This window comes from Herbaspirillum sp. Her4, from assembly GCF_057961335.1.
On sequence record NZ_CM176330.1, the window covers coordinates 3,035,713 to 3,059,035 of the forward strand.

Annotated in this window: 21 protein-coding genes; 15 read left to right on the forward strand and 6 right to left on the reverse strand. The window is 61.0% G+C overall.

Annotated features, from left to right (window positions below; all coding sequences use genetic code 11):
• Positions 1-88: 88 nt before the first annotated feature.
• Positions 89-226: a hypothetical protein gene (locus ACWFUC_RS13665; protein WP_166675051.1), complete on the reverse strand. Its 138-nt coding sequence runs from the start codon at positions 224-226 to the stop codon at positions 89-91.
• Between ACWFUC_RS13665 and ACWFUC_RS13670 the strand changes: the two genes are divergently transcribed.
• The 9 genes from ACWFUC_RS13670 to ACWFUC_RS13710 all read left to right on the forward strand — a co-directional run bounded on the left by ACWFUC_RS13670 (position 225) and on the right by ACWFUC_RS13710 (position 10,190).
• Positions 225-2,324: a TonB-dependent receptor domain-containing protein gene (locus tag ACWFUC_RS13670; protein WP_489625187.1), complete on the forward strand. Its 2,100-nt coding sequence runs from the start codon at positions 225-227 to the stop codon at positions 2,322-2,324. The genes ACWFUC_RS13665 and ACWFUC_RS13670 overlap by 2 nt on opposite strands.
• On the forward strand, positions 2,324-3,268 hold the full coding sequence (locus ACWFUC_RS13675; RefSeq protein WP_489625188.1) for an alpha/beta hydrolase: 945 nt from the start codon (positions 2,324-2,326) through the stop codon (positions 3,266-3,268). The genes ACWFUC_RS13670 and ACWFUC_RS13675 overlap by 1 nt, the downstream gene beginning before the upstream one ends.
• A 153-nt stretch (positions 3,269-3,421) precedes the next feature.
• On the forward strand, positions 3,422-4,090 hold the full coding sequence (locus ACWFUC_RS13680; RefSeq protein ID WP_489625189.1) for a PepSY-associated TM helix domain-containing protein: 669 nt from the start codon (positions 3,422-3,424) through the stop codon (positions 4,088-4,090).
• A 73-nt stretch (positions 4,091-4,163) separates the two neighbouring features.
• The gene (locus ACWFUC_RS13685) at positions 4,164-4,709 is read left to right on the forward strand and encodes a DUF2271 domain-containing protein (RefSeq protein WP_034333040.1); all 546 of its coding nucleotides are present in this window, start codon (positions 4,164-4,166) and stop codon (positions 4,707-4,709) included.
• A 53-nt stretch (positions 4,710-4,762) separates the two neighbouring features.
• Positions 4,763-5,593: a DUF4198 domain-containing protein gene (locus ACWFUC_RS13690; protein ID WP_489625190.1), complete on the forward strand. Its 831-nt coding sequence runs from the start codon at positions 4,763-4,765 to the stop codon at positions 5,591-5,593.
• 90 nt (positions 5,594-5,683) lie between these two features.
• Entirely contained in the window at positions 5,684-6,691 is a 1,008-nt protein-coding gene (locus ACWFUC_RS13695; RefSeq protein ID WP_489625191.1) for an FAD:protein FMN transferase, read from the forward strand.
• 8 nt (positions 6,692-6,699) lie between these two features.
• Positions 6,700-8,205, forward strand: coding sequence for a sulfite reductase subunit alpha (locus tag ACWFUC_RS13700; RefSeq protein ID WP_489625192.1), 1,506 nt, complete (start codon positions 6,700-6,702; stop codon positions 8,203-8,205).
• Between the two features lie 149 nt (positions 8,206-8,354).
• Positions 8,355-9,731, forward strand: coding sequence for a polyamine export protein PaeA (gene paeA, locus ACWFUC_RS13705; protein WP_134135052.1), 1,377 nt, complete (start codon positions 8,355-8,357; stop codon positions 9,729-9,731).
• Between the two features lie 282 nt (positions 9,732-10,013).
• Complete coding sequence (locus ACWFUC_RS13710; protein WP_088754304.1) at positions 10,014-10,190, forward strand: DUF1289 domain-containing protein; 177 nt, start codon at positions 10,014-10,016, stop codon at positions 10,188-10,190.
• 28 nt (positions 10,191-10,218) lie between these two features.
• Here ACWFUC_RS13710 and ACWFUC_RS13715 read toward each other — a convergent pair whose 3' ends face one another.
• A complete protein-coding gene (locus ACWFUC_RS13715) occupies positions 10,219-10,626 on the reverse strand; it encodes an NINE protein (RefSeq protein WP_286866817.1) in 408 nt (135 codons plus the stop codon).
• 346 nt (positions 10,627-10,972) lie between these two features.
• Here ACWFUC_RS13715 and ACWFUC_RS13720 point away from each other — a divergent pair, with 346 nt between their 5' ends.
• The 6 genes from ACWFUC_RS13720 to ACWFUC_RS13745 all read left to right on the forward strand — a co-directional run bounded on the left by ACWFUC_RS13720 (position 10,973) and on the right by ACWFUC_RS13745 (position 17,172).
• Positions 10,973-12,307 (forward strand): MFS transporter, encoded by a 1,335-nt coding sequence (locus ACWFUC_RS13720; RefSeq protein ID WP_051156462.1) that lies wholly within the window; start codon positions 10,973-10,975, stop codon positions 12,305-12,307.
• A gap of 58 nt (positions 12,308-12,365) precedes the next feature.
• Entirely contained in the window at positions 12,366-13,073 is a 708-nt protein-coding gene (locus tag ACWFUC_RS13725) for a DUF4197 domain-containing protein (protein ID WP_489625193.1), read from the forward strand.
• Positions 13,074-13,680: 607 nt separating this feature from the next.
• Entirely contained in the window at positions 13,681-14,394 is a 714-nt protein-coding gene (locus ACWFUC_RS13730) for an ABC transporter permease (protein WP_489625194.1), read from the forward strand.
• A gap of 72 nt (positions 14,395-14,466) precedes the next feature.
• Entirely contained in the window at positions 14,467-15,381 is a 915-nt protein-coding gene (locus ACWFUC_RS13735; protein WP_209533330.1) for a glycine betaine ABC transporter substrate-binding protein, read from the forward strand.
• A 10-nt stretch (positions 15,382-15,391) separates the two neighbouring features.
• Positions 15,392-16,042: an ABC transporter permease gene (locus tag ACWFUC_RS13740; RefSeq protein ID WP_039786787.1), complete on the forward strand. Its 651-nt coding sequence runs from the start codon at positions 15,392-15,394 to the stop codon at positions 16,040-16,042.
• A complete protein-coding gene (locus ACWFUC_RS13745) occupies positions 16,039-17,172 on the forward strand; it encodes an ABC transporter ATP-binding protein (protein WP_034329957.1) in 1,134 nt (377 codons plus the stop codon). Before ACWFUC_RS13740 ends, ACWFUC_RS13745 begins: the two co-directional genes overlap by 4 nt.
• Before the next feature lie 229 nt (positions 17,173-17,401).
• Here the strand turns inward: ACWFUC_RS13745 and ACWFUC_RS13750 are convergent, their stop codons facing one another.
• From ACWFUC_RS13750 to ACWFUC_RS13765, 4 genes are all read right to left on the reverse strand, one after another.
• A complete protein-coding gene (locus tag ACWFUC_RS13750; protein WP_034329955.1) occupies positions 17,402-17,668 on the reverse strand; it encodes a PAAR domain-containing protein in 267 nt (88 codons plus the stop codon).
• Positions 17,669-17,692: 24 nt separating this feature from the next.
• Positions 17,693-19,243 carry a type VI lipase adapter Tla3 domain-containing protein gene (locus ACWFUC_RS13755; RefSeq protein WP_489625195.1) on the reverse strand — a complete coding sequence of 517 codons (1,551 nt, stop codon included), beginning with the start codon at positions 19,241-19,243 and terminating at the stop codon, positions 17,693-17,695.
• A gap of 82 nt (positions 19,244-19,325) precedes the next feature.
• Positions 19,326-20,996: a type VI lipase adapter Tla3 domain-containing protein gene (locus ACWFUC_RS13760; protein ID WP_489625196.1), complete on the reverse strand. Its 1,671-nt coding sequence runs from the start codon at positions 20,994-20,996 to the stop codon at positions 19,326-19,328.
• A complete protein-coding gene (locus tag ACWFUC_RS13765; RefSeq protein WP_489637199.1) occupies positions 20,993-23,323 on the reverse strand; it encodes a DUF3274 domain-containing protein in 2,331 nt (776 codons plus the stop codon). The genes ACWFUC_RS13760 and ACWFUC_RS13765 overlap by 4 nt, the downstream gene beginning before the upstream one ends.

Below are 23,323 nucleotides of genomic sequence, written 5' to 3' on the forward strand. Positions count from 1 at the left end.
CGCCCGGATGGGTCGCGCGCACCGTGCGGCTTGCCACAATTTGACAAACTTTTGCCAATTTTAAATGAATATAATTCTCATTCGCAAATCAATCGCCATTGTCCGGGCCGTGCCGGTCCCGTTCGCCTTCCCATGCATCCGCATCGATGCGGGCTGCCGTTGCCGCCTGCAGGGGCGGACTTGCGCCCGGACCCTGGCTCGTCATCACCACAGGGGAATTCATCATGCATCATCCGCACCATCACCTTCCTGCGCCTGGCGCGCTGTCCGTTACGCGCATGACGCAGGCGGTAGCGGCGGCGCTGGCCTTGTACGTCTCCGGTTGCGGCCTGGCCGTGGCGCAGGATGCCGGGGCTGGCCTGAAGGAAGTGGTGGTCACCGCCACCGGCTTCGAACAGGAGGTGGTGGACGCACCGGCCAGCATCACCGTCATCAGCCAGGAGGAATTGAAGAAGCGTCCTTTCCGCGATCTCACCGATGCCCTGCGTGATGTCGAGGGCGTCACCATCACCGGTACGGCCAGCGAGAAGGACATCTTCATTCGTGGCCTGCCCGGTGCCTACACGCTTATCCTGGTGGACGGCAAGCGCCAGAGCACGCGCGATGCGCGGACCAATGGCAATTCCGGCTTCGAGCAGTCCTACATTCCGCCGCTGGAGGCCATCGAGCGCATCGAGGTAGTACGCGGACCGATGTCTTCACTGTATGGCTCCGATGCCATGGGGGGCGTCATCAACATCATCACCAAGAAAGTGGCGCGGCAATGGGGCGGCTCGCTGAGCGTAGACACCACGCTGCAGCAGCACGGCGACTCGGGCGACGCCTATCAGGGCCAGTTCTACGTCAACGGTCCGATCGCCAGCGATGTCCTGGGCCTGCAACTGTGGGGCAAGGTCTACAAGCGCCAGGAAGATCGCATTCTCAACGGCAATACCAAGGCGCTCGATACTGATTTCACCGCGCGCCTGGCGCTCACGCCCAACAAGAATCACGACATCCTGGCCGAGATCGGCACATCCCAGGTGCGCCGCGACGCCTCCAGCGATCACACGCTGGCCGCGACCCGTACCACCGCCGACAGCTATACCGAAAACCCGCGCGACCACATGGCACTGTCGCATACGGGCCGCTACGGCTGGGCCACCTCGGATGTCTCGATCGCCTACGAGAAGGCGCAACGCAAAACTTATACCGAGAGTCCCGTCGGCAGCGATCGCTACACCCAGGCCACGCGCGCGCCAAAGATCGAGAATCTGGTACTGGACGGCAAGCTGTCCGTGCCGCTGGGCGCGCACTGGATGGTGCTGGGCGGGCAGTGGAACGAGGCCACGCTCACCGACGTCAATCCCGGCGTGAGCAGTACCCGCGTGCAGGAATTCCGCATTGCCCAGAAGGCGCTGTTCGTGGAGGATGAGTGGAAACTCACCGAGCGCCTGGCCCTGACCGGCGGCTTGCGCCTGGACAACCACCAGGTCTACGGCAACCACTGGAGCCCGCGCCTCTACGCGGTGTGGCATGGCAGCGAGCAGCTCACCATCAAGGGCGGGGTCTCGCGCGGCTTCAAGGCACCGGACATTCGTACCATCGCGCCGGGCTACGCCTACACGACCGGCGGTGCCGGCTGCACCGTCGGTCCCACCGGCACCTGCGGCGTCATCATCGGCGACCCCAACCTCAAACCGGAAACCAGCACCAGCTGGGAGCTGGGCGCCCTGTGGGACAACCATGCCGGCCTCTCCGGCGGTGCCACGCTGTTCTACACCGACTTCAAGGACAAGGTCAGCAATGCCCTGGTCTACAACGCCGATGGCTCCATCGCCCGCTGGTCGGCCAACAACAATTACCGTCTCTGGTACAGCTACAACGTGGATCGCGCCACCATCAAGGGCCTGGAGCTGAGCGGTCGCTGGCAGGCCACGCGCAGCCTGGCTTTCAAGACGAATTACACCTTCACCGATTCGCGCCAGAAGGGCGGCAGCTACGATGGCTATGCGCTGGCCCGCACGCCGCGCCACATGTTCAACCTGCGCGCAGACTGGACCCCGGCCGACGCCTGGACGGTGTGGACCGCGCTGAACTACCACGGCAAGGAAGTCAACGCCGCCGCGCGCGTGGGCACGGCCGGGACCACCATCTCGTCCTCGGGCGTGAAGGAGTACCAAGCCTATACGCTGGCCGATCTGGGCGTGACGCATGCGATCAACCAGCGCACCTCGGTGAGCGCGGCCATCTACAACCTCACCGACAAGCGCCTGGACGAGCAGAGCTTCAACACCGTCGGCGAGGGCCGCCGCCTGTGGGTCAGCCTGACCCAGCGCTTCTGATGGCGCCGCTGCTGCCGGGCCGCCGGCGTATCCTGGGGGCGGCGATGCTCGCCTGCCTGCCCATCCGGGCGACGGCCCAGCCGGATCTGTCGCGTCCGCTGGGCCCCACCATCGCTGACACGGGCTCGGCCTGGTATCGCTTCAGTCGCTTCACGCTGGGTTCCGTGGATGGTCAGCGCAGCTACCGCATCACCTTGGGCGTGCCGCTGCGTCCGCCACCGCGGCAGGGCTATCCGGCCATCGTGCTGCTCGATGGCAATGCGGCGCTGGCGGCCATCGACGAGCCGCAGTTGCAGGCCTTGCAGGAGGGCTCGCCACCGGTCATCGTGGCCGTGGGCTACGACACGGCGCTGCGCTTCGACGTGGCTGCCCGCGCGTATGACTACACGCCGCCCATCCCTGCCGGTCAGGTCGATGAGGAAACCTCGCGCGGACGACGGGGCGGTGGCGCGACGGTATTCCTGGATCTGCTGCAGGATCGCATCCTGCCCCAGGTGCGCCAGCAGGTGGCACTGGACGCCACGCAACTGAGCCTGTGGGGCCACTCCTATGGCGGCCTGTGCGTGCTGCACACCTTGTTCACCCGGCCCGGCCTGTTCAGCCGCTATATCGCGGCCAGTCCCTCGCTGTGGTGGCAGGGCGGGGTGATCCTGCAGGAAGAGCAGGGTTTTCCGGGAGCGCCCGGCGCCCGGATGTGGCTGATGGCGGGGGAGGCAGAACGGCGCGAGCGCATGCCCGCAGAGGCGGACGATGCACGTACCCGCGCCATGCTGGCCGCGCGCGCAGCCATCCCGCCGCAGGCCTTGCCGGAACTGGCCGGCCGTCTGCGCGACCGGCACGGCCTGGCGGTGCAGTGGCAAAGTTTTCCGGGACTGGCCCATGGTCCCATGCTGCCGGCCTCGCTGGCACCGGCGCTGCGTATCGCGGCGGGGCTGGCTCCCTGATGGGATTTGTATCCTCATGTATCGCAAAGTAAAAGTCCGCCGGCCGGCTAGCGAGGCATGGATGAGTCCAGATATAATTGAGAATTATTATTATTTGGTGCGAGATCCGAGGGTCCTCGTCCTGCTCCTTCTTCCCGATTCTGCTGCCGTCTCATGAAGCCCGCTGCCGCCCATTCCCTGCCTGCCGTTGCCGACCAGAAACGCCGTGCCTTCTGGCTCAAGCATCTGCATCAATGGCACTGGATCAGTTCCGGCATCTGTCTGGTGGCCATGCTGGTGTTCGCCGCCACCGGTCTCACGCTCAATCACGCGGCGCAGATCGAGGCCAAGCCGCAGGTCACCCATCGCAAGGCCACGCTGCCCGAATCCCTGCTGGCCCCGCTGCGCCAACAGGCCGAAGCGGCCGATGCCAAAGGCAGCAGCAAGGCCGCGCTGCCGCCCGCGGTGCGCGACTGGGTCGGCCGAGAACTGGCGGTGACGGTGGACCAGCAGAGCGCCGAATGGTCGGCCGATGAAGTCTACGTGGCGCTGCCGCGGCCGGGCGGGGATGCCTGGGTGCGCGTGGCGCTGGAGGACGGCCAGGTCGAGTATGAGAAGACCGACCGTGGCTGGATTTCCTATTTCAATGACCTGCACAAGGGCCGCAATACGGGCGCCGCCTGGAGCTGGTTCATCGATGTGTTTGCGGTGGCTTGCCTGGTGTTCTGCATCACCGGCCTGTTCCTGCTGCAGATGCATGCCGGCAAGCGCCCGGCTACCTGGCCGCTGGTGGCGCTGGGGCTGGTAGCGCCCTTGCTGCTGGCGCTGGTCTTCATTCACTGAATTCGTCGTTTCCCTTAGCCAGACAGGCCCTTGCGGCTTGCAGCCAGTCATCCTGTTTTCTTAGCGAGGTCCCATGAAGCGTAGCAAGTCCGCCCTGTTGAAACCGACCGCCCTGGCCCTGGCCATGGCGGCGCTGTTTGCCGCTGCCGCCCCGGCCGGCGCAGCGGAGATGAACGTCAAGATTGAAATCCCGACCCTGAACGTGGCCGAATATCACCGGCCCTATCTTGCCGCCTGGATCGAACGCGCCGACCAGAGCGTGGCCGCCAACCTGGCGGTTTGGTACGACGTGAAGAAAAAGGACAAGGAAGGCGAGAAGTGGTTGAAGGACATGCGCCAATGGTGGCGTCGCAGCGGGCGTGAGCAGCAGATGCCCATCGATGGCGTCAGCGGTGCGACCCGTGCACCGGGTGAACAGAAACTCAATTTCGGCTCCGGCAAGGGACCGCTCGCCAATCTCGCTCCCGGCGACTATGTGCTGATGGTGGAAGCCGCGCGTGAAGTCGGCGGCCGCGAGCTGGTCAAGGTGCCGTTCCAGTGGCCGCCCAAGGCCGCCCAGAGCGCCAAGGCCCAAGGCAGCAGCGAGCTGGGTGCCGTGGCCCTGGAACTGAAGCCCTGATGGCTTGCCATCTCTGACTCCCCAACAAGATCAACCAGAACAAGGAACCTGCCATGTCGTTTTCCCTCAAGCATTTCGCCGGCCGCTCCATGAAGATCGCCGCCCTGGCCCTGGCCATCAGCCTGCCGCTGTCGGCCCAGGCACACCGCCAGTGGCTGCTGCCCTCGGCCACCGTCCTGTCGGGCAATGAAGCCTGGGTCACGGTGGACGCCGCCGTTTCCAATGACCTGTTCTACTTCGAACACTTCCCGCTGCGCCTGGACGGCCTGGTCGTGACCGGCCCCGAAGGCAAGCCGGTGCAAGCCGTCAACGCCGCCACCGGCAAGTACCGCAGCACCTTCGACGTGCAGCTGAGCCAGCCCGGCACCTACAAGATTGCCGTGGTCAACAATGGCGTCTTCGCCAGCTACAAGGTGGATGGACAGCAGAAGCGCTGGCGCGGCACCGCCGAGACCCTGGCCAAGGAAATCCCGGCCAATGCCACCGATCTGAAGGTGACCCAGATGAACAGCCGCGTGGAAACCTTCGTCACCGCCGGCAAGCCGAGCAAGGGCGCGCTGGCCCCGACCGGCGTGGGCCTGGAGCTGCAACCGGTGACCCATCCCACCGACCTGGTGGCGGGCGACACCGCGACTTTCCAGCTGCTGCTCGATGGCAAGCCGGCGTCGGATGTGGAAGTGGAACTGGTACCCGGCGGCATCCGCTATCGCGACAAGCTGCTGGACAGCAAGCTCAAGACCGATGCCGACGGCAAGTTCAGCGTGAAGTGGACCGGCCCGGGCATGTACTGGATGGAAGCCAGCGTCTCCGACCAGAAGACATCGCTGCCGCAGGCCACGCAACGTCGTGCCACCTACATCGCCACCATCGAAGTGCTGCCCTGATCGCGTGATCGCTTGATCGCCTTTGATGGCATTTGATTGACCCCGATGGCACCTGCATTGCAGGTGCCGTTTTCATTGCTGAAGATGACGATGTCCCACCGCGTCCTGATCCCCGTCGACCTGCAAGCCCCGTCCCTCCTGCCGCCTGATGTGGCGCTCCAGCGCCTGTCCGGGCAGACCATGGGCACCACCTGGAGCGTGCAGGCGCTGGCCTCGCGCAGCGTCACGCAGGAGACGATCGCAACGGCCATCGCGGCCCGGCTGCAGCGGGTTATCGACGAGATGAGCACCTGGCAAGCCGATTCCCTCATCAGCCGTTTCAACCGCGCCCCTGCGGGCAGCTGGCATGCCTTGCCGGAGGACTTCTTCACCGTGCTCGATGCCGCGCTCACCATGGCCGTGGACAGCGCCGGGGCCTTCGATCCCACGGTCGGTCCGCTGGTGGACTTGTGGGGATTCGGCGCGGGCAGCGTGCAGCGCGACGCATTGCGCCTGCCAGACCCGACTTTGCTTGAATCGACCCGCCAGCGTTGCGGCTGGCAGCGTCTCGTGTTCGACCGTGCGCAGCGCAAGGTACAGCAGGCGGGCGGCGTGCATCTGGATTTTTCCGGGATCGCCAAGGGATATGCGGTGGACCTGGTCGCGCAGGCACTGCGCGATTGCGGCTGCGTGAGCTGGCTGGTCGAGGTCGGCGGCGAACTGGTCGGGGAGGGCGTCAAGGCCGATGGCCAGCCCTGGTGGGTGGCGCTGGAACGCCCGCCGCAGGATGACAGCGCCGGCATGGTGGTCGCCTTGCACGGCCTGGCCATCGCCACCTCGGGCGACTATCGCCGCTATGTCGATCACGACGGCCTGCGCTACGCCCACACCATCGATCCCCGTACCGGTACACCTGTGCGCAGTGCACTGGCGTCTGTCACGGTACTGCACCGGCAATGCATGGTGGCCGATGCCCTGGCGACCGTGTTGACTGTACTGGGCGAGGAAGACGGACTGTCCTTTGCCCGCGAACGCGGGATTGCCGCTCTTTTCATCACCCGCGAAGCCGATGGCTTCCGTGAGAGCCTCACCCCGGCCCTGGCCGCCATGTTGCAGTGAGCGACGCCATGCAGACCCGATACCTGATGGCCGCGCTGGTGGCGCTGACTTACCTGGTGTTCTGCGTGATGACCTTCCTCCGGCATCGTCGCGCGCAGCAGTTGCAGCTGGCCCAGTGGGGAACTGTACAGGCCACTGGCCCGCAAACCGTACTGGTCGTCTTTGCCAGCCAGACCGGTACAGCCGAGCAACTGGCCTGGCAGACCGCGCAAAGTTTGCGCTCAGGTGGCCTGGTGGTGCGCGTGCTGCCTGCCGGACAGTTGACCGATGCCGATCTGCAAGCCACACGCCTGGCCCTGTTCGTGGCCAGCACCACCGGTGAGGGGGATGCCCCCGATGACGCATCCGCACTGGCCCGCCAACTGGGCCGCTGCGACAGTGCCGCATTGCCGGACCTGCGTTTCGGCGTGCTGGCCCTGGGCGACCGCAGCTATCAGCAATACTGCGCCTTCGGCCACGCGCTGCACGCCTGGCTGTGCCGCCGCCATGCGCAGCCGCTGTTCGATGCCATCGAGGTGGACAACGGGGATGAGGGCGCGCTGCGGCATTGGCAGCATCAACTGGGTGTCCTGAGTGGCCATAGCGATGAAGCCGACTGGAGAGCACCGGCCTATGGCCGCTGGCGTCTGGCCGGGCGGCGCGTGCTCAATCCGGGCAGCGCGGGGGAGCCGGTGTTTCACCTGAGCCTCACGCCGCTGGATCTGCCATCCCCGCCATGGCAGGCCGGGGATATCGCCGAGATCGGCCCGCACAACAGCGGGGCGGCTGTTGATACCTTCCTGCAAACGATTGGCCGCCAGGACGATTCCCTGCGCGCAGCGCTGGCCACGCGCCTGCTGCCGCATGAGGCTGACCAGCTCGCCGCATTGCGCAGCTTGCCCGATGAGGAATTGCTGGCCGCTTTGCCAGCGCTGCCGCATCGCGCCTATTCGATTGCTTCACTGCCCGCCGATGGCGCTCTCGAACTGATGGTGCGCCTGATGCGCCTGCCCGATGGCCGCGCCGGTCTGGGTTCCGGCTGGCTGGGGCTGCATGCGCAGCCGGGGCAGGAGATCGCCCTGCGTGTGCGCAGCAACCGCAGTTTCCATGGCCCCGGCGATGATCGCCCGCTGATCCTGATCGGCAACGGCACCGGGCTGGCCGGCCTGCGGGCGCATCTGCGCGAGCGCGTGGCGGCGGGTCAGCGGCGCAACTGGCTGTTGTTCGGCGAGCGCTCGCGTGAGCACGATTTCTTCCATCAGCAGGAGCTGCAGGAGTGGCAGGCCCAAGGCTGGCTGCAACGGCTGGACCTGGCCTTCTCGCGTGACCAGCCCGATCGTATCTATGTCCAGCACAAGCTGCGCGCAGCCGCCGATGTCCTGCGGCAATGGGTGGAGGAGGGTGCCAGCCTCTACGTCTGCGGCAGCCTGCAGGGCATGGCAGGGGGCGTGGCACTGGCCCTGCAGGAGATTCTGGGTGAGGACGCCCTGCAGGCGCTGGCGGAACAAGGGCGTTACCGGCGCGACGTGTATTGAAGCAGTGAGCGAAGTTTGTGTTGGAGGCCCCTGCTGCGCGGCCGGCAGGAGGCTTCACTTGGCCGTTGATTGGCGTGAATTTGCTTTTTCTCCCCGTTGCGCGAGAGAATGTCACGTCAAATCAATGAGATAAGAACAACATGAACAACATGAGCATATTCACCAGTCTGCTGCTGATCCTGCTCCTGGTCGTGGTCAGCGCCTTTCTTTCCTGCGCCGAGATCTCCATTGCCGCCTCGCGCAAGATCCGTCTTGAGATGATGTCCAAGGAGGGCGTGCACAACGCCGACCGGGTCCTCTCGCTGCAAGCCCAGCCGGGCAATTTCTTCACGGTGGTGCAGATCGGCCTGAACGCGGTGGCCATCCTCGGCGGTGTGGTCGGCGAGCCGGCGCTCACGCCGCACATGCGCGAGATCGTCAGCACCTTCTACGTCGGCCCGCTGCTGGAGAACATCAGCTTTGCGATGTCCTTCCTGGTGGTGACGGCTTTCTTCATCCTCTTTGCCGACCTCATGCCCAAGCGCCTGGCCATGGCCGCACCCGAGCGCGCCGCGGTGGCGCTGGTGCAGCCCATGCTGCTGCTGGAAACGCTCTTCAGGCCGCTGGTGTGGTTCTTCAACAGTCTGTCGAAGTGGATCTTCACGCTGTTCGGTTTGCCGCAGGTGCGCCAGGACGTCATCACGCCCAGCGAGATTCACGCCATGGTCGATGCGGGCGCGCAGGCTGGTGTGCTGCTGACGCAGGAGCATCACCTGATCGAGAACGTGTTCGAGCTGGAAAGCCGCTACGTGCCCTCGGCCATGACGCCGCGCGACAGCATCGTCTACTTCCTGCTGACCGACAGCGAAGACATGATCCGCCAGAAGATCATCGATCACCCGCATTCGCGCTTCCTGGTCTGCGATGGGCATATCGATGCGGTGCTGGGCTACATCGACAGCAAGGATGTGCTCAAGCGCTTGCTCAAGGGTGAACAGTTCTCCCTGGCCGACAAGGGTCTGGTGCACACACCGCTGTCCATTCCCGATTCCCTGAACCTGTGGGAAGTGCTGGAACGCATGAAGGCCATGGATGAAGACCTGGCCATCGTGGTGAACGAATATGCACTGGTGGTCGGCATCATCAGCATCACCGACGTGACGGGCGTCTTGATGGGCAATCTGCTGGCCATCACCGAGGAAGAGCAGCAGATCGTGCGCCGTGACGAGAACTCCTGGCTCATGGATGGCCTGACGCCCTTGAACGATGTCATGAACGAACTGGACATCGACGAGTATCCCAACCCGGTGGGCTATGAGACCTTGTCGGGTTTCATCATGTACATGCTGCGCAAGATTCCGAAGAAGACCGATTTCGTGCTCTTCTCCGATTTCAAGTTCGAGGTGGTGGACATCGAAGGCAATCGCATCAACCAGTTGCTGGTGACCCGCTTCAAGCAGGACAAGGGAGAAAAATCGGACAAGGCAGATAAAACGGACAAATCGGACAAATCCGATAAGACAAGTCAGTCCGGCAAAACGGAATAGCAGTCCGGCACAACTTGATCTCGTTTTTTCAGACTTTTCCTATGCCCATGAACGCCGTAAACCGGGATACTCCCGTCCAGTCGCTTGCTTGAAAGACTGGTACTCGGGGAAAGCAGGCGGCTGCAGTACCTGTAGCACTGTAGTAACCGTAGCAGAGGTAGTCGTGGGCTGGCCCGCATTCGCAAGGATGCGGGCCTTTTTCATGGGGCAGGGCGTCAGCAGGCTTTCCGGCATTGCAGTACAGTCAGGACTGTCTGAATATGAATGAAGTGGAATCCGCAAGTGGCAAAAGACGTCAAGAGCCCCTGTGTCTCGCTGTGCAAGCTCAAGCACGAAGTCTGTACCGGCTGCGGCCGCACCCGGGATGAAATCAAGGACTGGAAATCGATGAAGCGCAAGGAGCAGCTCCACACCGTGGAGCTGGCCGCCAAGCGCATGAAGGCATTGAAAAAGAAGTAGGGCGGCCGGGAAGGGCCGCCGGCAGGGTTCAGGCGCGTGCGCCGTGGTTGCGTTCGGAGATCTGGGCGTTGAGCGTCCAGAAGTCGTACAGCACGCCCAGCAGGAAGAAGCCGCCGGTGAAGAAATAGACGATGCCGCTGATCCACTTGCCGATGTACAGGCGGTGCGCGCCGAAGATGCCCAGGAACGTCAGCAGCAGCCAGGCCACCGAATAGTTGACCTCGCCGGCCACGAAACGGCGGTCGGCTTCGCGATCCATCGAGGGGATCAGGAACAGGTCGACGATCCAGCCAATGCCCAACAGGCCCAGCGTGAAGAACCAGATCGTGCCGGTGACGGGTTTGCCGTAGTAGAAGCGGTGCGCGCCGAGAAATCCGAAGATCCAGAGCAGATAGCCCAGGGTTTTGCTGTGGGTGTTGTTGATGTTGTTGTTCATCCAGGCTCCAAATGAGGGTGGGGCAGGTTATAGCGTGATATGAAGATTGTTTCGCACGATGCGCCGTGCTGCATTGTGACATGGGCTCATCCTGAAAGTGCCCTTTGCGCAGAGTGAAGTGGCGTGTCCGATGGCGGCCGACTGTCTGCCAAAGTCTTCACATCGTTGCGGCGATCCGACGGCTTGCCCGCAAGAAAAGGCCAGCTGGGTTAAACTATGACTCTTCAGGAGGCCGTGCAACGAAGAGCCTCCCTGGAATTCCGCCACTGTCACCCGCTCTGTTGCCCCGTTGCCTACCGTGCGACCCTCGCTGCTCATTCCGCTCATTGTCGGCTGTGCGCTGTTCATGGAAAACATGGACGCCACCGTGCTGGCCACCTCGCTCCCCGCGCTCGCGCGCGATCTCCATCAAGACCCGATCACCCTGAAACTGGCCATGACCGCCTATGTCGCGGCGCTGGGCGTGTTCATCCCGATCTCCGGCTGGATGGCCGACAAGCTGGGCGCGCGCAAGGTGTTCAGCTGGGCCATGATCGTCTTCATGACCGGCTCCATCCTGTGCGCCGTCTCCGGCTCGCTGGTGACCTTCGTGGCGGCGCGCTTTCTGCAGGGTATCGGCGGGGCCATGATGGTGCCGGTGGGGCGGGTCATCATCGCGCGTTCGGTCGACAAGTCCGAACTGGTCAAGGCGGTCAGCTATCTCACCTTGCCGGCGCTCCTGGGACCGGTGGTCGGGCCGCTGCTGGGCGGCTTTCTCACGACCTACTTTCACTGGCGCTGGGTGTTCCTGATCAATATCCCGTTCTGTTTCCTGGGCCTGTATCTGGCCAAGCGCTTCATCCAGAACTTCAAGGAAGACAATCCGGCCCCGCTGGATGTGAAGGGTTTTGTACTCACCTCGGTGGGCGCGGCCATGATCATGCTGGGTCTGTCGCTGTTCGGCAGCCAGCTGGTCGACGGCGCCACGCCGGTGGCCATGTGTTCCATCGGCGCCATTGCGCTGGTGATGTATTACCGTCATTCCACCCAGATCCCTTATCCGCTGCTGGACTTCCGCCTGCTGCGCATTCCCACGCTGCATGCCAGCGTGGTGGGGGGCTCGCTGTTTCGCATCGGCCTGGGCGCGGTGCCTTTCCTGCTGCCGCTGGCGCTCCAGGAAGGGCTGGGCATGACCGCCTTCCAGGCCGGCAGCATCACCTGTGCCTCGGCCTTCGGTTCGCTCTTCATCCGTCTGCTGGCCAGCCGGGTGCTGCGCCGCTATGGCTTCCGCACCGTGCTGATGGTCAATGCCGTGTTCGCCGGCATCGCGCTGGCGGCTTATGGCATCTTCAGCATGCATACGCCTTATCTGCTCATTGTCACCATCGTGCTGATGGGCGGGGTGTTCCCGGCGCTGCAGTTCACCTGCCTCAATTCGATCGCCTATGCCGACATCGACAGCCGCGACGCCGGCCGCGTCACCAGCCTGGCCAGCGTGATCCAGCAGCTGTCGCTGGGCCTGGGCGTGACGGTGGCGGGCATCGTGCTGCAACTGTCGAATCATCTGCAGGGGCACGCGAGCATCGTCGAGGCCGATTTCTGGCCGGCCTTCCTGGTCATCGGCCTGTTCTCGGTGGCCTCGGTGCCGATCAGCGGCAAGCTGCCGCACAATGCCGGGCTGGAGCTCTCGCGCGGCAAGTGAGCTGGTGCCGTCATGCCGGGCTGCTATCATCCCGGCATCCTGAACTTTGGAGTCGCGCATGTCCTTTTCCCGTTTCCCCGTTTCCGCACTGCGCCGCACGCTGGCGGCCAGTCTCTTGCTGGCCAGCTGCGGTGCCCTGGCCTTTTCGCTGTCCGACCTGAGCAACCAGGACGCCACCGCTGGCCTGAAAGCCGCGCTGGAGAAGGGCGCCAATACCGCCGTGGCCAACCTGGGCCGGCCCAACGGCTTCCTCGGCAATGACAAGGTCAAGATCCAGCTGCCCGGTGCGCTGGAGCAGGCCATGCCGCTGCTGCGCATGACCGGCATGGGCGGCCAGGTCGATGGCCTGGTGGCCGACATGAACCACGCCGCCGAGGCCGCCGTGCCGATGGCCAAGCCGCTGCTGGTCAATGCCGTCAAGTCGATGTCGGTGAGCGATGCCAAGAACATCCTGGCTGGTGGCGATACCTCCGTGACCGATTTCTTCCGCCAGAAAACCTCGGCCGAACTGGCCGTGAAGTTCCTGCCCATCGTCAAGCAGATCACCGACAAGAACGGCCTCTCCGGCCGCTACAACGCCGTCAGGGGCCAGGTCGCCAAATCCGGGCTGGTGAGCGCCGAGCAGAGCACCGTGGAAGGCTATGTCACCCAGCGTGCGCTGGATGGCTTGTTCCTGATGATCGGCGAGGAAGAAAAAGCCATCCGCAAGGATCCGGTCGGGACCGGCAGCGCCATTCTGGGCAAGGTGTTCGGCGCCATGCGCTGACAGCGCAGCACCGACGCGGCGACCTCCTGCCGCGCTTCTGAAAAATTTTTCGCCGGCCTCGCAGAGAGGTCCGGCGATTTTTTTTGCCCCATGTTGCTCATTAGTCAAGCTCGGCGGGAGCCGCATGGGGCAAGGGATAGCGCCGCGCTGGCGGTTTTCAGGATGACCACTTTTAACGGCATATTGACCGCCGTTGGGAACTTTTAAAAGTGCTTCAGATCTGTAAGTTATCGATTCACATTGCTACATTGCTGGACAGCATTAAGCGATTGCTTTAAACTATCGTTCTTTCGCGGCATCTTGCTCGCGAAATCACTTGTTCAACAACGACTCTTAGCAGTGTCCGATCCGCAGTGTGCGGGTTGTCCGAATTTCCGGCTGGCAGCGCGAACGCCCTCCCGTTCTCCACGGTGAACCGTTCCCATCCCTGTCCGGTGTGCACTATGCCGAGGCTGGTTTCATCGCTTCGGTTTCATCGCTGCCCTTGCAGCTTTCGGTTCGCATCCAAACGATACGCCCAACGGGGCAAGCGAACCCTATACAACTTGATCCCAGAAACCCGTCGTCGCGGCGTCATGTCGTGTCGGCTATACCAACAGGGGGTAACATGACACGTGTTCGTCACGTCTTCGCCGGCGCGTTCGGTTTTGCGCTGGTTATTGCAGGCCTGGTCTGGTGGATCGGTCCGGACGTCATCCAGAAGTATCGCGGTGACCTGGTCTACTACACCGGCAAGCATCTGGAACTGGTCTTCAGTTCGATGGTGCTGGCCCTGGTCACCGGCATTCCGGCCGGTATCGCGCTATCCCGCCCGGGCGCGCAACGCAGTGCAGAGAAGTTCATCCAGATCTTCAACATCGGCAACACCATCCCCTCCATCGCCGTGCTGGCGCTGGCATTGGCCGCCTTCGGCATCGGCAATGGCCCGACCATCCTGGCCCTGTGGCTGGCTTCGTTGCTGCCCATCGTGCGCAACACCTACGAGGGGTTGAAGAACGTGCCGGCCGCCATGAAGGAAGCTGCTCGCGGCATCGGCATGAAGCCGCATCAGATCCTGTTCCGCGTGGAGTTGCCCAATGCGCTGCCGATCATCGTCGGTGGCGTGCGTACTGCGCTGGCGATCAATGTCGGCACCGCACCGCTGTCGATGCTGATCGGCGGCGAGAGTCTCGGCGGCCTGATCTTCCCCGGCATCTATCTGAACAATCACGGCCAGCTGCTGCTGGGCGCTGCCGCCACCGCCTTGCTGGCGCTGGTGCTGGATGCCCTGGTGACTTCGCTGTCGGGTTTCTACCTGGCGCGTCGCGGGCTGCGCACCTGATCCGGCAGCTCATTCCCATCACAAGAACGACCGCACGCCAGCCCTTTCCGGCACAGCGGTAGAGAGGAAAGCATGACAAAGAAGACCATCGCAAAATATGCCCTGTGCGCCCTGGCGCTTGGCCTGGCCATGTTCGGCACGGCCCGCGCTCAGGCCCAGAACCTGGTCATCGGCGGCAAGAACTTCACCGAGCAGCTGCTGCTATCGGACATGACCGCGCAATACCTGCGCGCCAAGGGTTACGACACCGACCTGAAGAACGGCCTCGGCACCACCCTGATGCGCTCGGCGCTGGAGAGCGGCCAGATCGACATCGTCTGGGATTACACCGGCACCGCCCTGATCGTCTACAACCACATCGAGGACAAGCTCGATCCCGACCAGATCTACCAGAAGGTCAAGGAACTGGACGCGCCGCGCGGCCTGACCTGGCTCAACCAGTCGGAGCTGAACAACACCTACGCTTTCGCCATGCCGCGTGAAGTGGCCGAGAAGTATCACATCCACTCGCTGCAGGATCTCGCCAACCGCATCAATGAAGACGACAAGGAAGGCAACAAGCAGCATCTGCTGGGCGTGGACTATGAATTCGCTTCCCGTCCCGACGGCCTGGGCCCGATGCAGGCGCTGTATGGCTTCAAGCTGGATCGCAGCGAAGTCAAGCAGATGGACCCGGGTCTGGTCTACACGGCCCTGAAGAACGAACAATTGTTCGTCGGCCTGACCTACGCCTCGGATGGCCGCATCAAGGGTTTCGACCTGCAGCTGCTGGAGGATGACAAGGGCTACTTTGCCGCCTACAAGGCCACCCCGGTTGTGCGCCAGGAGATCCTGGACAAGAACCCCAAGCTGGCCGAGCAACTGAACGCCCTGGCCGCCAAGATCGACACGGCGACCATGACCGAGCTGAACAAGCGCGTCGACATCGACCAGGAACCGGTGGCCAAGGTGGCGGCCGATTTCCTGAAGCAAGCCGGCCTGATCTGAGGAGGGGACCATGAACATCTTCCAATACCTGCAATCGGACTGGCGCAACATCCTCGACCTGACCCTGCAGCACCTTGAACTGGTGGGCATTGCGGTGAGCCTGGCCATTGCCATCGGCGTACCGCTGGGCATCCTGATCGTGCGGGTGCGCTGGCTGGCCGGTCCTTTGATGGGGCTGGCGACCATTGTGCTGACGCTGCCTTCCATCGCACTGTTCGGCCTGATGATTCCGGTGTTCTCGCAATTCGGTGCCGGCATCGGCCCCTTGCCGGCCATCACCGCCGTGTTCCTGTATTCGCTGCTGCCGATCATGCGCAACACTTATCTGGCGCTGGAGAACATTGAAGCCGGCATCAAGGAAGCCGGCATCGGCATCGGCATGACCTTCTGGCAGCGCCTGCGCATGGTGGACCTGCCGCTGGCCGTGCCTGTCATCCTGGGCGGCGTGCGTACCGCCGTCGTGATGAACATCGGCGTCATGGCCATTGCGGCCGTGATTGGTGCTGGTGGGCTGGGCGTGCTGATCCTGCATGCGATCAGCCAGAGCAACATGCAAAAACTCGTGGTGGGCGCGGTGATGATCAGCGTGCTGGCCATCATTGCGGACACCCTGCTGCAACGTCTGCAGAAAATCCTGACACCGAAAGGAGTACAAAAATGATCGAACTGGACCAACTGAGCAAGACCTACACTCAAAAGGATGGCACGCAGGTCAAGGCGGTGGACGCCGTCAGCCTGAAGGTGGCTGAAGGGGAGATCTGCGTCTTCCTCGGCCCCTCGGGATGCGGCAAGACCACCACCCTCAAGATGATCAATCGCCTGATCAACCCGACCTCCGGCCGCGTACTGCTGAACGGCCAGGACACCTCCGGCATCGATGAAGTGGAACTGCGCCGCCACATCGGCTACGTGATCCAGCAGATCGGTCTGTTCCCCAACATGACCATCGAAGAAAACATCACCATCGTCCCGCGCCTCCTGGGCTGGGACAAGAAGCGCTGCCAGGAACGTGCCACCGAACTGATGGCCATGGTGGCACTGGACCCGAAGAAATTCCTCAAGCGCTACCCGCGTGAGCTGTCTGGTGGCCAGCAGCAGCGTATCGGCGTCATCCGCGCACTGGCGGCCGATGCGCCGGTGCTGCTGATGGATGAACCGTTTGGCGCGGTCGATCCGATCAATCGCGAATCGATCCAGAACGAGTTCTTCCAGATGCAGCGCCAGCTGAACAAGACCGTCATCATGGTCAGCCACGACATCGACGAAGCCATCAAGCTGGGCGACAAGGTGGCCGTGTTCCGCGCCGGCAAGCTGGTGCAGTTCGACAATCCGGACACCTTGCTGGCCCGTCCCAAGGATGATTTCGTGAGCGCCTTCGTGGGTCAGGATCACACCTTGAAGCGCCTGCTGCTGGTGCGTGCCGGCGAGGCCGCGACCACCCCGGCCACCGCCCACCCGGACGTATCGTGCGACCAGGCGCTGGCGCTGATGGATGACCAGGATTCGCGCTATCTCACCATCATCGATGCCGACAACCGTGCCCTGGGTTATCTGACCCGCCGGGATGTGCGCGGCAACACAGGTGTGGCCGAGGACATGGTGCGTCCCTTCACCATGAATGCCGATCCGGACGAGAACCTGCGCGTGGTGCTCTCCAAGATGTACAAGCACAGCACCAGCTGGATGCCGGTCATTGCCAACGATGGCAGCTACGTGGGCGAAGTGACGCAGGATTCCATCGCCAGCTACCTGAGCTCCGGCAAGTCGCGCGGGATGGCGATGGCGGCTTGATGGCCCGATTGATGCGATTGCCGATGTGAAGCAAACGGCAAAAACGCAAGGCAGGACAGCAGGACAGCAAGACATTAGTAAAGCAGAAGGGCAATGCGCAGGCATTGCCCTTTTTTATCGTGCCTGCTGCAGATCGTCGAGGAAGGCTTGCCGGCGCTCATTCTCGCTCAAGATGTGCGACTCCGACAATGCAGTCTGGCCTGCGGGATGCGGGCCGATGCGAAATGATTTACGCGGTTCGTCCTGACGACTCCATGCTGGAGATCAGCGAGGCCCCGCAGGAGGTCTTGTGGCCCTCGAAGGCGACGGCCTTGCCGTCGATCAGCACGTTGGGATCGCCTTCCACGATGACGCAATCGTGATGGCCGGAGATCGGGCAGCTGCAGTGATCGCCGACGCAGGCGACGGCGCGTCCCATGACGATGGATTTGTCTTGTCCGGTGACGACCTTGCCGCCGTGGCTGGTGGAATCGCCGAGACGAATGATGCCGCGCATGTCAGTGGTCCTTGTGGGGTGATGTCATTCAAAGGGGCTCCGGCCGCCGTGCGTCTTGGCCCACGTAGCCTTGGTCGTTTCATCCGGCGGGGTGACCATGATGATGCTGGCCATGCCGTTCGGGCGGCGGTTTACCGTCGCACTGGCACCGCCCTGGTGATAGCTGGCGATCAGGCCGAGACCGATCTGCACCATGGGTGAGCTGGTGCCGGTGTTGCCGATGCGTGCGCCGATGTCGTAGCCTTCCTTGACCTCGTCTGGATGCGGAGCGGAGGGACCCATTTGCATCAATGCCTGGTTCAGCGGGATGACCCATTGCTTGTTGCCGGTGGTGTCGTAGAAGACGCGTTTGGGTTCGGTGGCTTCAGGCAGGCCGGCAATGGCGGCTTCCCAGCCGGCTTTCAGGGCGGCTGCTTGCAGGGCGGTTTTCAGCGGCTGGCCTTTGTCGTCGGTGAGTTTTACGTCGACTGGGCGATGAAGATAGCCGAGCAGGGGAGCATCGTCAAATTGCTCGACTTGCCAGTTGGTCCAGCGCACCGGGAGGTAGGGGGAGGGCTTGAAGTCGCCGGGGCCTTGGTTGCTGATCGTTTTCCATAATTCCGGTAATTTTTCTTGCCACCATTTTGCGGACATGACACCGATGGCCGAAGGATTGGCGACCCCGGCTTCCTTTTCTTTCTTGATGAAATACGCATTGAAACTGTCCGGGCCTTGATCGTGGCTATTTCGCCAGAAGAAATTCCATAGCTTGACGATGTCATACTCGGTGTCGTTTTTATTGATGTTGGCAGTCTGCTTGACAGCATAGGGGCGGACTAAATTGTCGACCCGGTCCGAGCGGGTGACCAGGAAGGCTGCGACACTGTCCGGCATCGCTGGAATGTGATGGCCTACTTCTGGTGTGTCCACGCGACCTGGCGTCTCTACTAACGACCGCATCATTGAGCCGTCAGTACTGAAGATCAGTGCTGCGGGCGCATCTGGATGAGTATCAAAAAAGGCGAACAGCTTTTCTATCATCCCCGCACCGTCCTCGGTATTGGCATCCTCCTGCCACAACAGCAAGGTCACACCGAGACTTGCCATTTGACGCAGGCCTGCCAAGTCTGCGGCGGGTCGTGTTCCGTCCTTTGTCTTCGGCGGATACCAGATGATGACGGGGAGGGGCCATTGGTCGACGGCATGTCGAGCGCCTCTCTCAAGAGAAACGCTAGTTACAACACCCAATTTGGATAAGCGTTCGTCAGCACTATTCGTGTAGTCGTCCGGATTTTTTGAGCGATAACTCTCTTGGTTGTTGGCTTTTTTCTCAATAAGTCGCCATATTTCCTCGTCAGTATCTTCGCCGACGACGACGCCCATTCCTCTTACTTCCAACACAAACTTCTGTCCTGTCTGCGCTAGCATGATTTGGTTGCTGGAATGATGTGTCTCCGCCTCCGACGTAAGCTGCTGTTGAGCTGTTTCACCATTGGCTGCATTCGATGAACGATGCATCCAGACCCAACTTCCAGCAAATGCGAGGACGGCAACGCCAAGCGCAGCTAATGCACTATTCCGAAAACTATTTGCCATATCCGCTGATGACTTGAAGTTGCAAGATCATGTCTCTCTTATCGTCACGCGTTGATGCAGGCATCAACGCGTCTTGTAATCATCAATCAAACGGGCTCTTGCCCGCGTGATTCTTGGCCCACGTAGCCTTGGTCGTTTCATCTGGCGGGCTGACCATGATGATGCTGGCCATGCCGTTCGGGCGGCGGTTCACCGTCGCACTGGCACCGCCCTGGTGATAGCTGGCGATCAGGCCGAGACCGATCTGTACCATGGGTGAGCTGGTGCCGGTGTTGCCGATGCGTGCGCCGATGTCGTAGCCTTCCTTGACCTCGTCTGGATGCGGTGCCGAGGCACCCATTTGCATTAAGGCCTGGTTCAGCGGAATGACCCATTGCTTGTTGCCGGTGGTGTCGTAGAAGACGCGTTTGGGTTCGGTGGCTTCAGGCAAGCCGGCGATGGCCGCTTCCCAGCCGGCTTTCAGGGCGGCTGCTTGTAGGGCGGTTTTCAGCGGTTGGCCTTTGTCATCGGTGAGTTTTACGTCGACTGGGCGATGGAGATAGCCGAGCAGGGGGGCGCTGTCGTATTGCTTCAGCTGCCAATCAGTCCATCGCACGGGGATATACGGTGTTGGCTTGAAATCGCCCGGGCCTTGGTTGCTGATGGTTTTCCATAACTCTGGTAATTGGGCGTGCCACCAGGTTGAGGACATTGCTCCCGAGGAGGGCGTGTCTACTCCGGCTGCTTTCTCTTCTTTGACATACTGGGCGTCGAAGCTATTGGGGCCTTGGTCGTCATTTTTTTTCCAAAAGAAATTCCACAGCTTGACGATGTCGTATTCGGTGTCGTTCTTGTTGATGTTAGACCGCTGCTGGACTGCGAAAGGCCTGATGAGTTTATCGACGCGATCTGATCTGGTGACCAAGAATGCGGCCACGCTATCCGGCATCGCTGGAATAACATGGCCAACTTCGGGTGTGTCCACGTGGCCAGGCGTTGCCACTAGAGAACGCGTCAGGGAGCCATCTTCGCTGTATATCAATGCTGCCGGAACATCTGGATGCGTATCAAAGAAGGAGAAGAGTTTTTCAATCATGGCCGCACCGTCATCAGTGTTGGCGTCCTCTTGCCATAGCAGAAGCGTTACACCCAGGCCCGCTTGTTGACGTAGACCGGCGAGATCCTCTGATGGACGATGGGTGCGCTGCGACTTTGGTGGATACCAGATAATCACAGGCAGCGGCCACTGATCTACCGCACGGCCTGCCGCTCGTTTAAAAGACAATCCAGTCACCGCGCCTAAATCTGATAATCGCTGGTCGGCGCTATTTGTATAGTCTTCCGGATTCTGCGAAAGGTAAGTAGCATGATTGTCTGCCTTCTTTTCAATGGCTCGCCATATCTCTTCGTCAGTGTTTTCGCCGACGACGACGCCCATGCCTCGCACTTCCAGCACAAATTTCTTCCCCATTTGAGCAAGCATTGCCTGGCTCTCGGAAAGATTATTTTCGACCGCTGCTGGAGCGACCTGTGCCTTCGTGGCTGCATCTGTGCTTCCATTCGAAGTGCGATGTATCCAAGCCCAGCTTCCGGCGTAAGCTAACACTGTGATGCCAAGTACAGCTAATACACCGTTCCGAATACTGCTTCCCATATCCACCATCTCCTGTCCTGTTGTCTGCCAATAATGGTAGCTCTCGTTCATGATGTTGCCGGTCCAGAGAAACACGCCAACTAAAAATGCGACCGCATAAGGCCAGATACGCGGTTTCATCGTAAATTCCCCAAGTTGGCCATGCCTTGGGGCACTTGATTCTGATAGAAACGCATTTCTGCCTCTCTCTCAAGAGCAGCAGCGCGTTGCTGCTCTTGAGTCGCCTCTCGCGTTAATTCACTGGTCACCAACTTTGGCATCGCCATCGACACAAATTGCTCTCCGGGAAATATGCCTTTTTGATAGTAATTGCTGCAGGCTTTTATAAAGTCCTTTTCGTCCTGGGAAAGTTTTTCTTTGTATGCCCTATTTTGGCTAATCGTAGAAAAGGCCTGTTTATCCATCTTCCAATCCGCAATACGTATCAGTAAATCACGCCAGACTGGATCATCGAGTGTAATCGCCTGACCGATAGCCACATCCATCGCCGTGACCCAGCGATGATTTTCTGTAGCATGCAACATGCCCGAGTGGTAGTTATTGGCTTCGTATTCGTCCGCCGTAGTGGCCATACGATTTTTTGCTTCTTGGGGTGTTTCTTCGCGTTCTACTACGCCATAGGCCCCTACCAGTCCGGCGACGGCAAGTGGGTGAGTGATGCGCCAGTTGTGAGACTGCTCGTCCAGTGGCTTGCCGGCATTGAAAGCCTCTTTTGCTTTGTTCAGGTCATAAAACGGGTTCACGGTGCGTTCTACCGTCTTCCATTGCAACGTAACGTACTGATTCGCCACGATAACATCCTTGGTGACGTCATCTGGTGCCATCATTCCCGCTTGGTCAACATGCCCGGGCCTGGGGCCACCTGTCCTTCCCTTGACTTCACCGCCATAAAGATTCGGTTCGCAGGGGGGCTTCAACTCTTCGCCGTTGATGAAGCGAATATCGTTTCTTTTGAAATTTGTCTGTAGAGCAGCGTTGACCAGCATATTTTTAGGTCCGGCATCAGGTCCAGGAGACAAACGTTCGAATTGATCGCGCACCGGTACGCGTTCGGGCTTGGTGCCGACCAGCACCTTCTTGTACTTCCCGTCGAAGTTTTTATCACGTTCCATACGTGTCCACATGCGTTGGAAAAACCGCTTGTGTTCCAACACACTCATGGCACCCATGGTCTTGTTTTTAGCAGTTTTTGCTTCCTCGTCTGCGGGTATCGCATCTGCGGGCACCTCATCTGGTACCCCAAAGGTTCCTATGCCGCGCACAGTACTGAGCCCCACGACCGTATCTTCCGGACAAAAATACAAATAGACCTTGCCACGATTATCTCGCTCATCAAAGGTCACCCAGTTTTTGCCGCTCTTGTCCAGTCGCTTGCCCTGTGTCGCGCTCCAGTTCACTCCTGCTCGTCCACCATGCTTGTCATGGTCGATCAGCATCTGAGCAAGATCTGGAATCTTGTACGGCTGTTCCGTCACGGCATTGACGATGTTGATCAGGGTCTGAAGCTTGGCGGAACCGGTCTGGTTGCAGCCGCTGGTCTCGTAGAGGCTGTAGGGGCTATCCACCATAATGATGCAATCAACACAGCGCTGATTATTCTTTTTTAAAATCGCTTGCGCGAGCAGGGTCAGGATGGTTCCTTGGCTATGCCCCATGATGGTGATGGTTTCATGTTCCGGCTGCATGCCATGTGCATTGGCCACGGCAGAGGGCTTGATTGATCGCGTCAGGTTGATCAGATGCGCCAGGCGAGTCGCTGCGAGTACGAAGTATCGGCGATCAGGCCCATCTGCCGCGTACATCGAATTGCCTCCCAGTGTGTTTTTAGTCACCCTGCGAGTCTTCCAGTCCGCCCTGAATCCGGCACCATACATGTCCGGAATATTATTTGTCGCATTGGCAAAGAAACCACCTGCTTTACCGAAATGTTTATCAAGGCGATTTCCGTGAATGTCCTGATACTGGCCGCGGATCGTCTGGAAGCCTTGTCCGTCATCGACCCCGCCCTTTACTTCAGCGGTATTGCTCTTTCCCTTGGAGTCGAAGCGCGCAATTTCATCGTTTTGTGCCCGGTAGCCCCAATAAAAAGGAATGAAGACGCTTTTCGTCGACCCGGCGATCTCGTTGCGCTGGTAAAGATAGGTGTCAGGATCAGACAACTTGTCTTGATCTAGCGTGCCGGGATTTTTCTTTGCCTTTATCTCTTTGTACTGCGCGCCATAGCTTCCTGGCTTCAAGTCCTTACGATCCAATCGTTCATTGAGCCCTTGACAAAGCCCCTCCTCAACAAAGGAATAAACAGCCCCAGGATCATTGACCCCGTGAATGAAAATCACAATGCCGGGCAAGTCCCGAGGCAGTTCTGCTGGCCTGTCGTTTCCTCGGTTGGCAAAGGTGACAGCCGCCCCTTCTCCGATCACATGATATTCGTCGTTGGCATGTGCCAT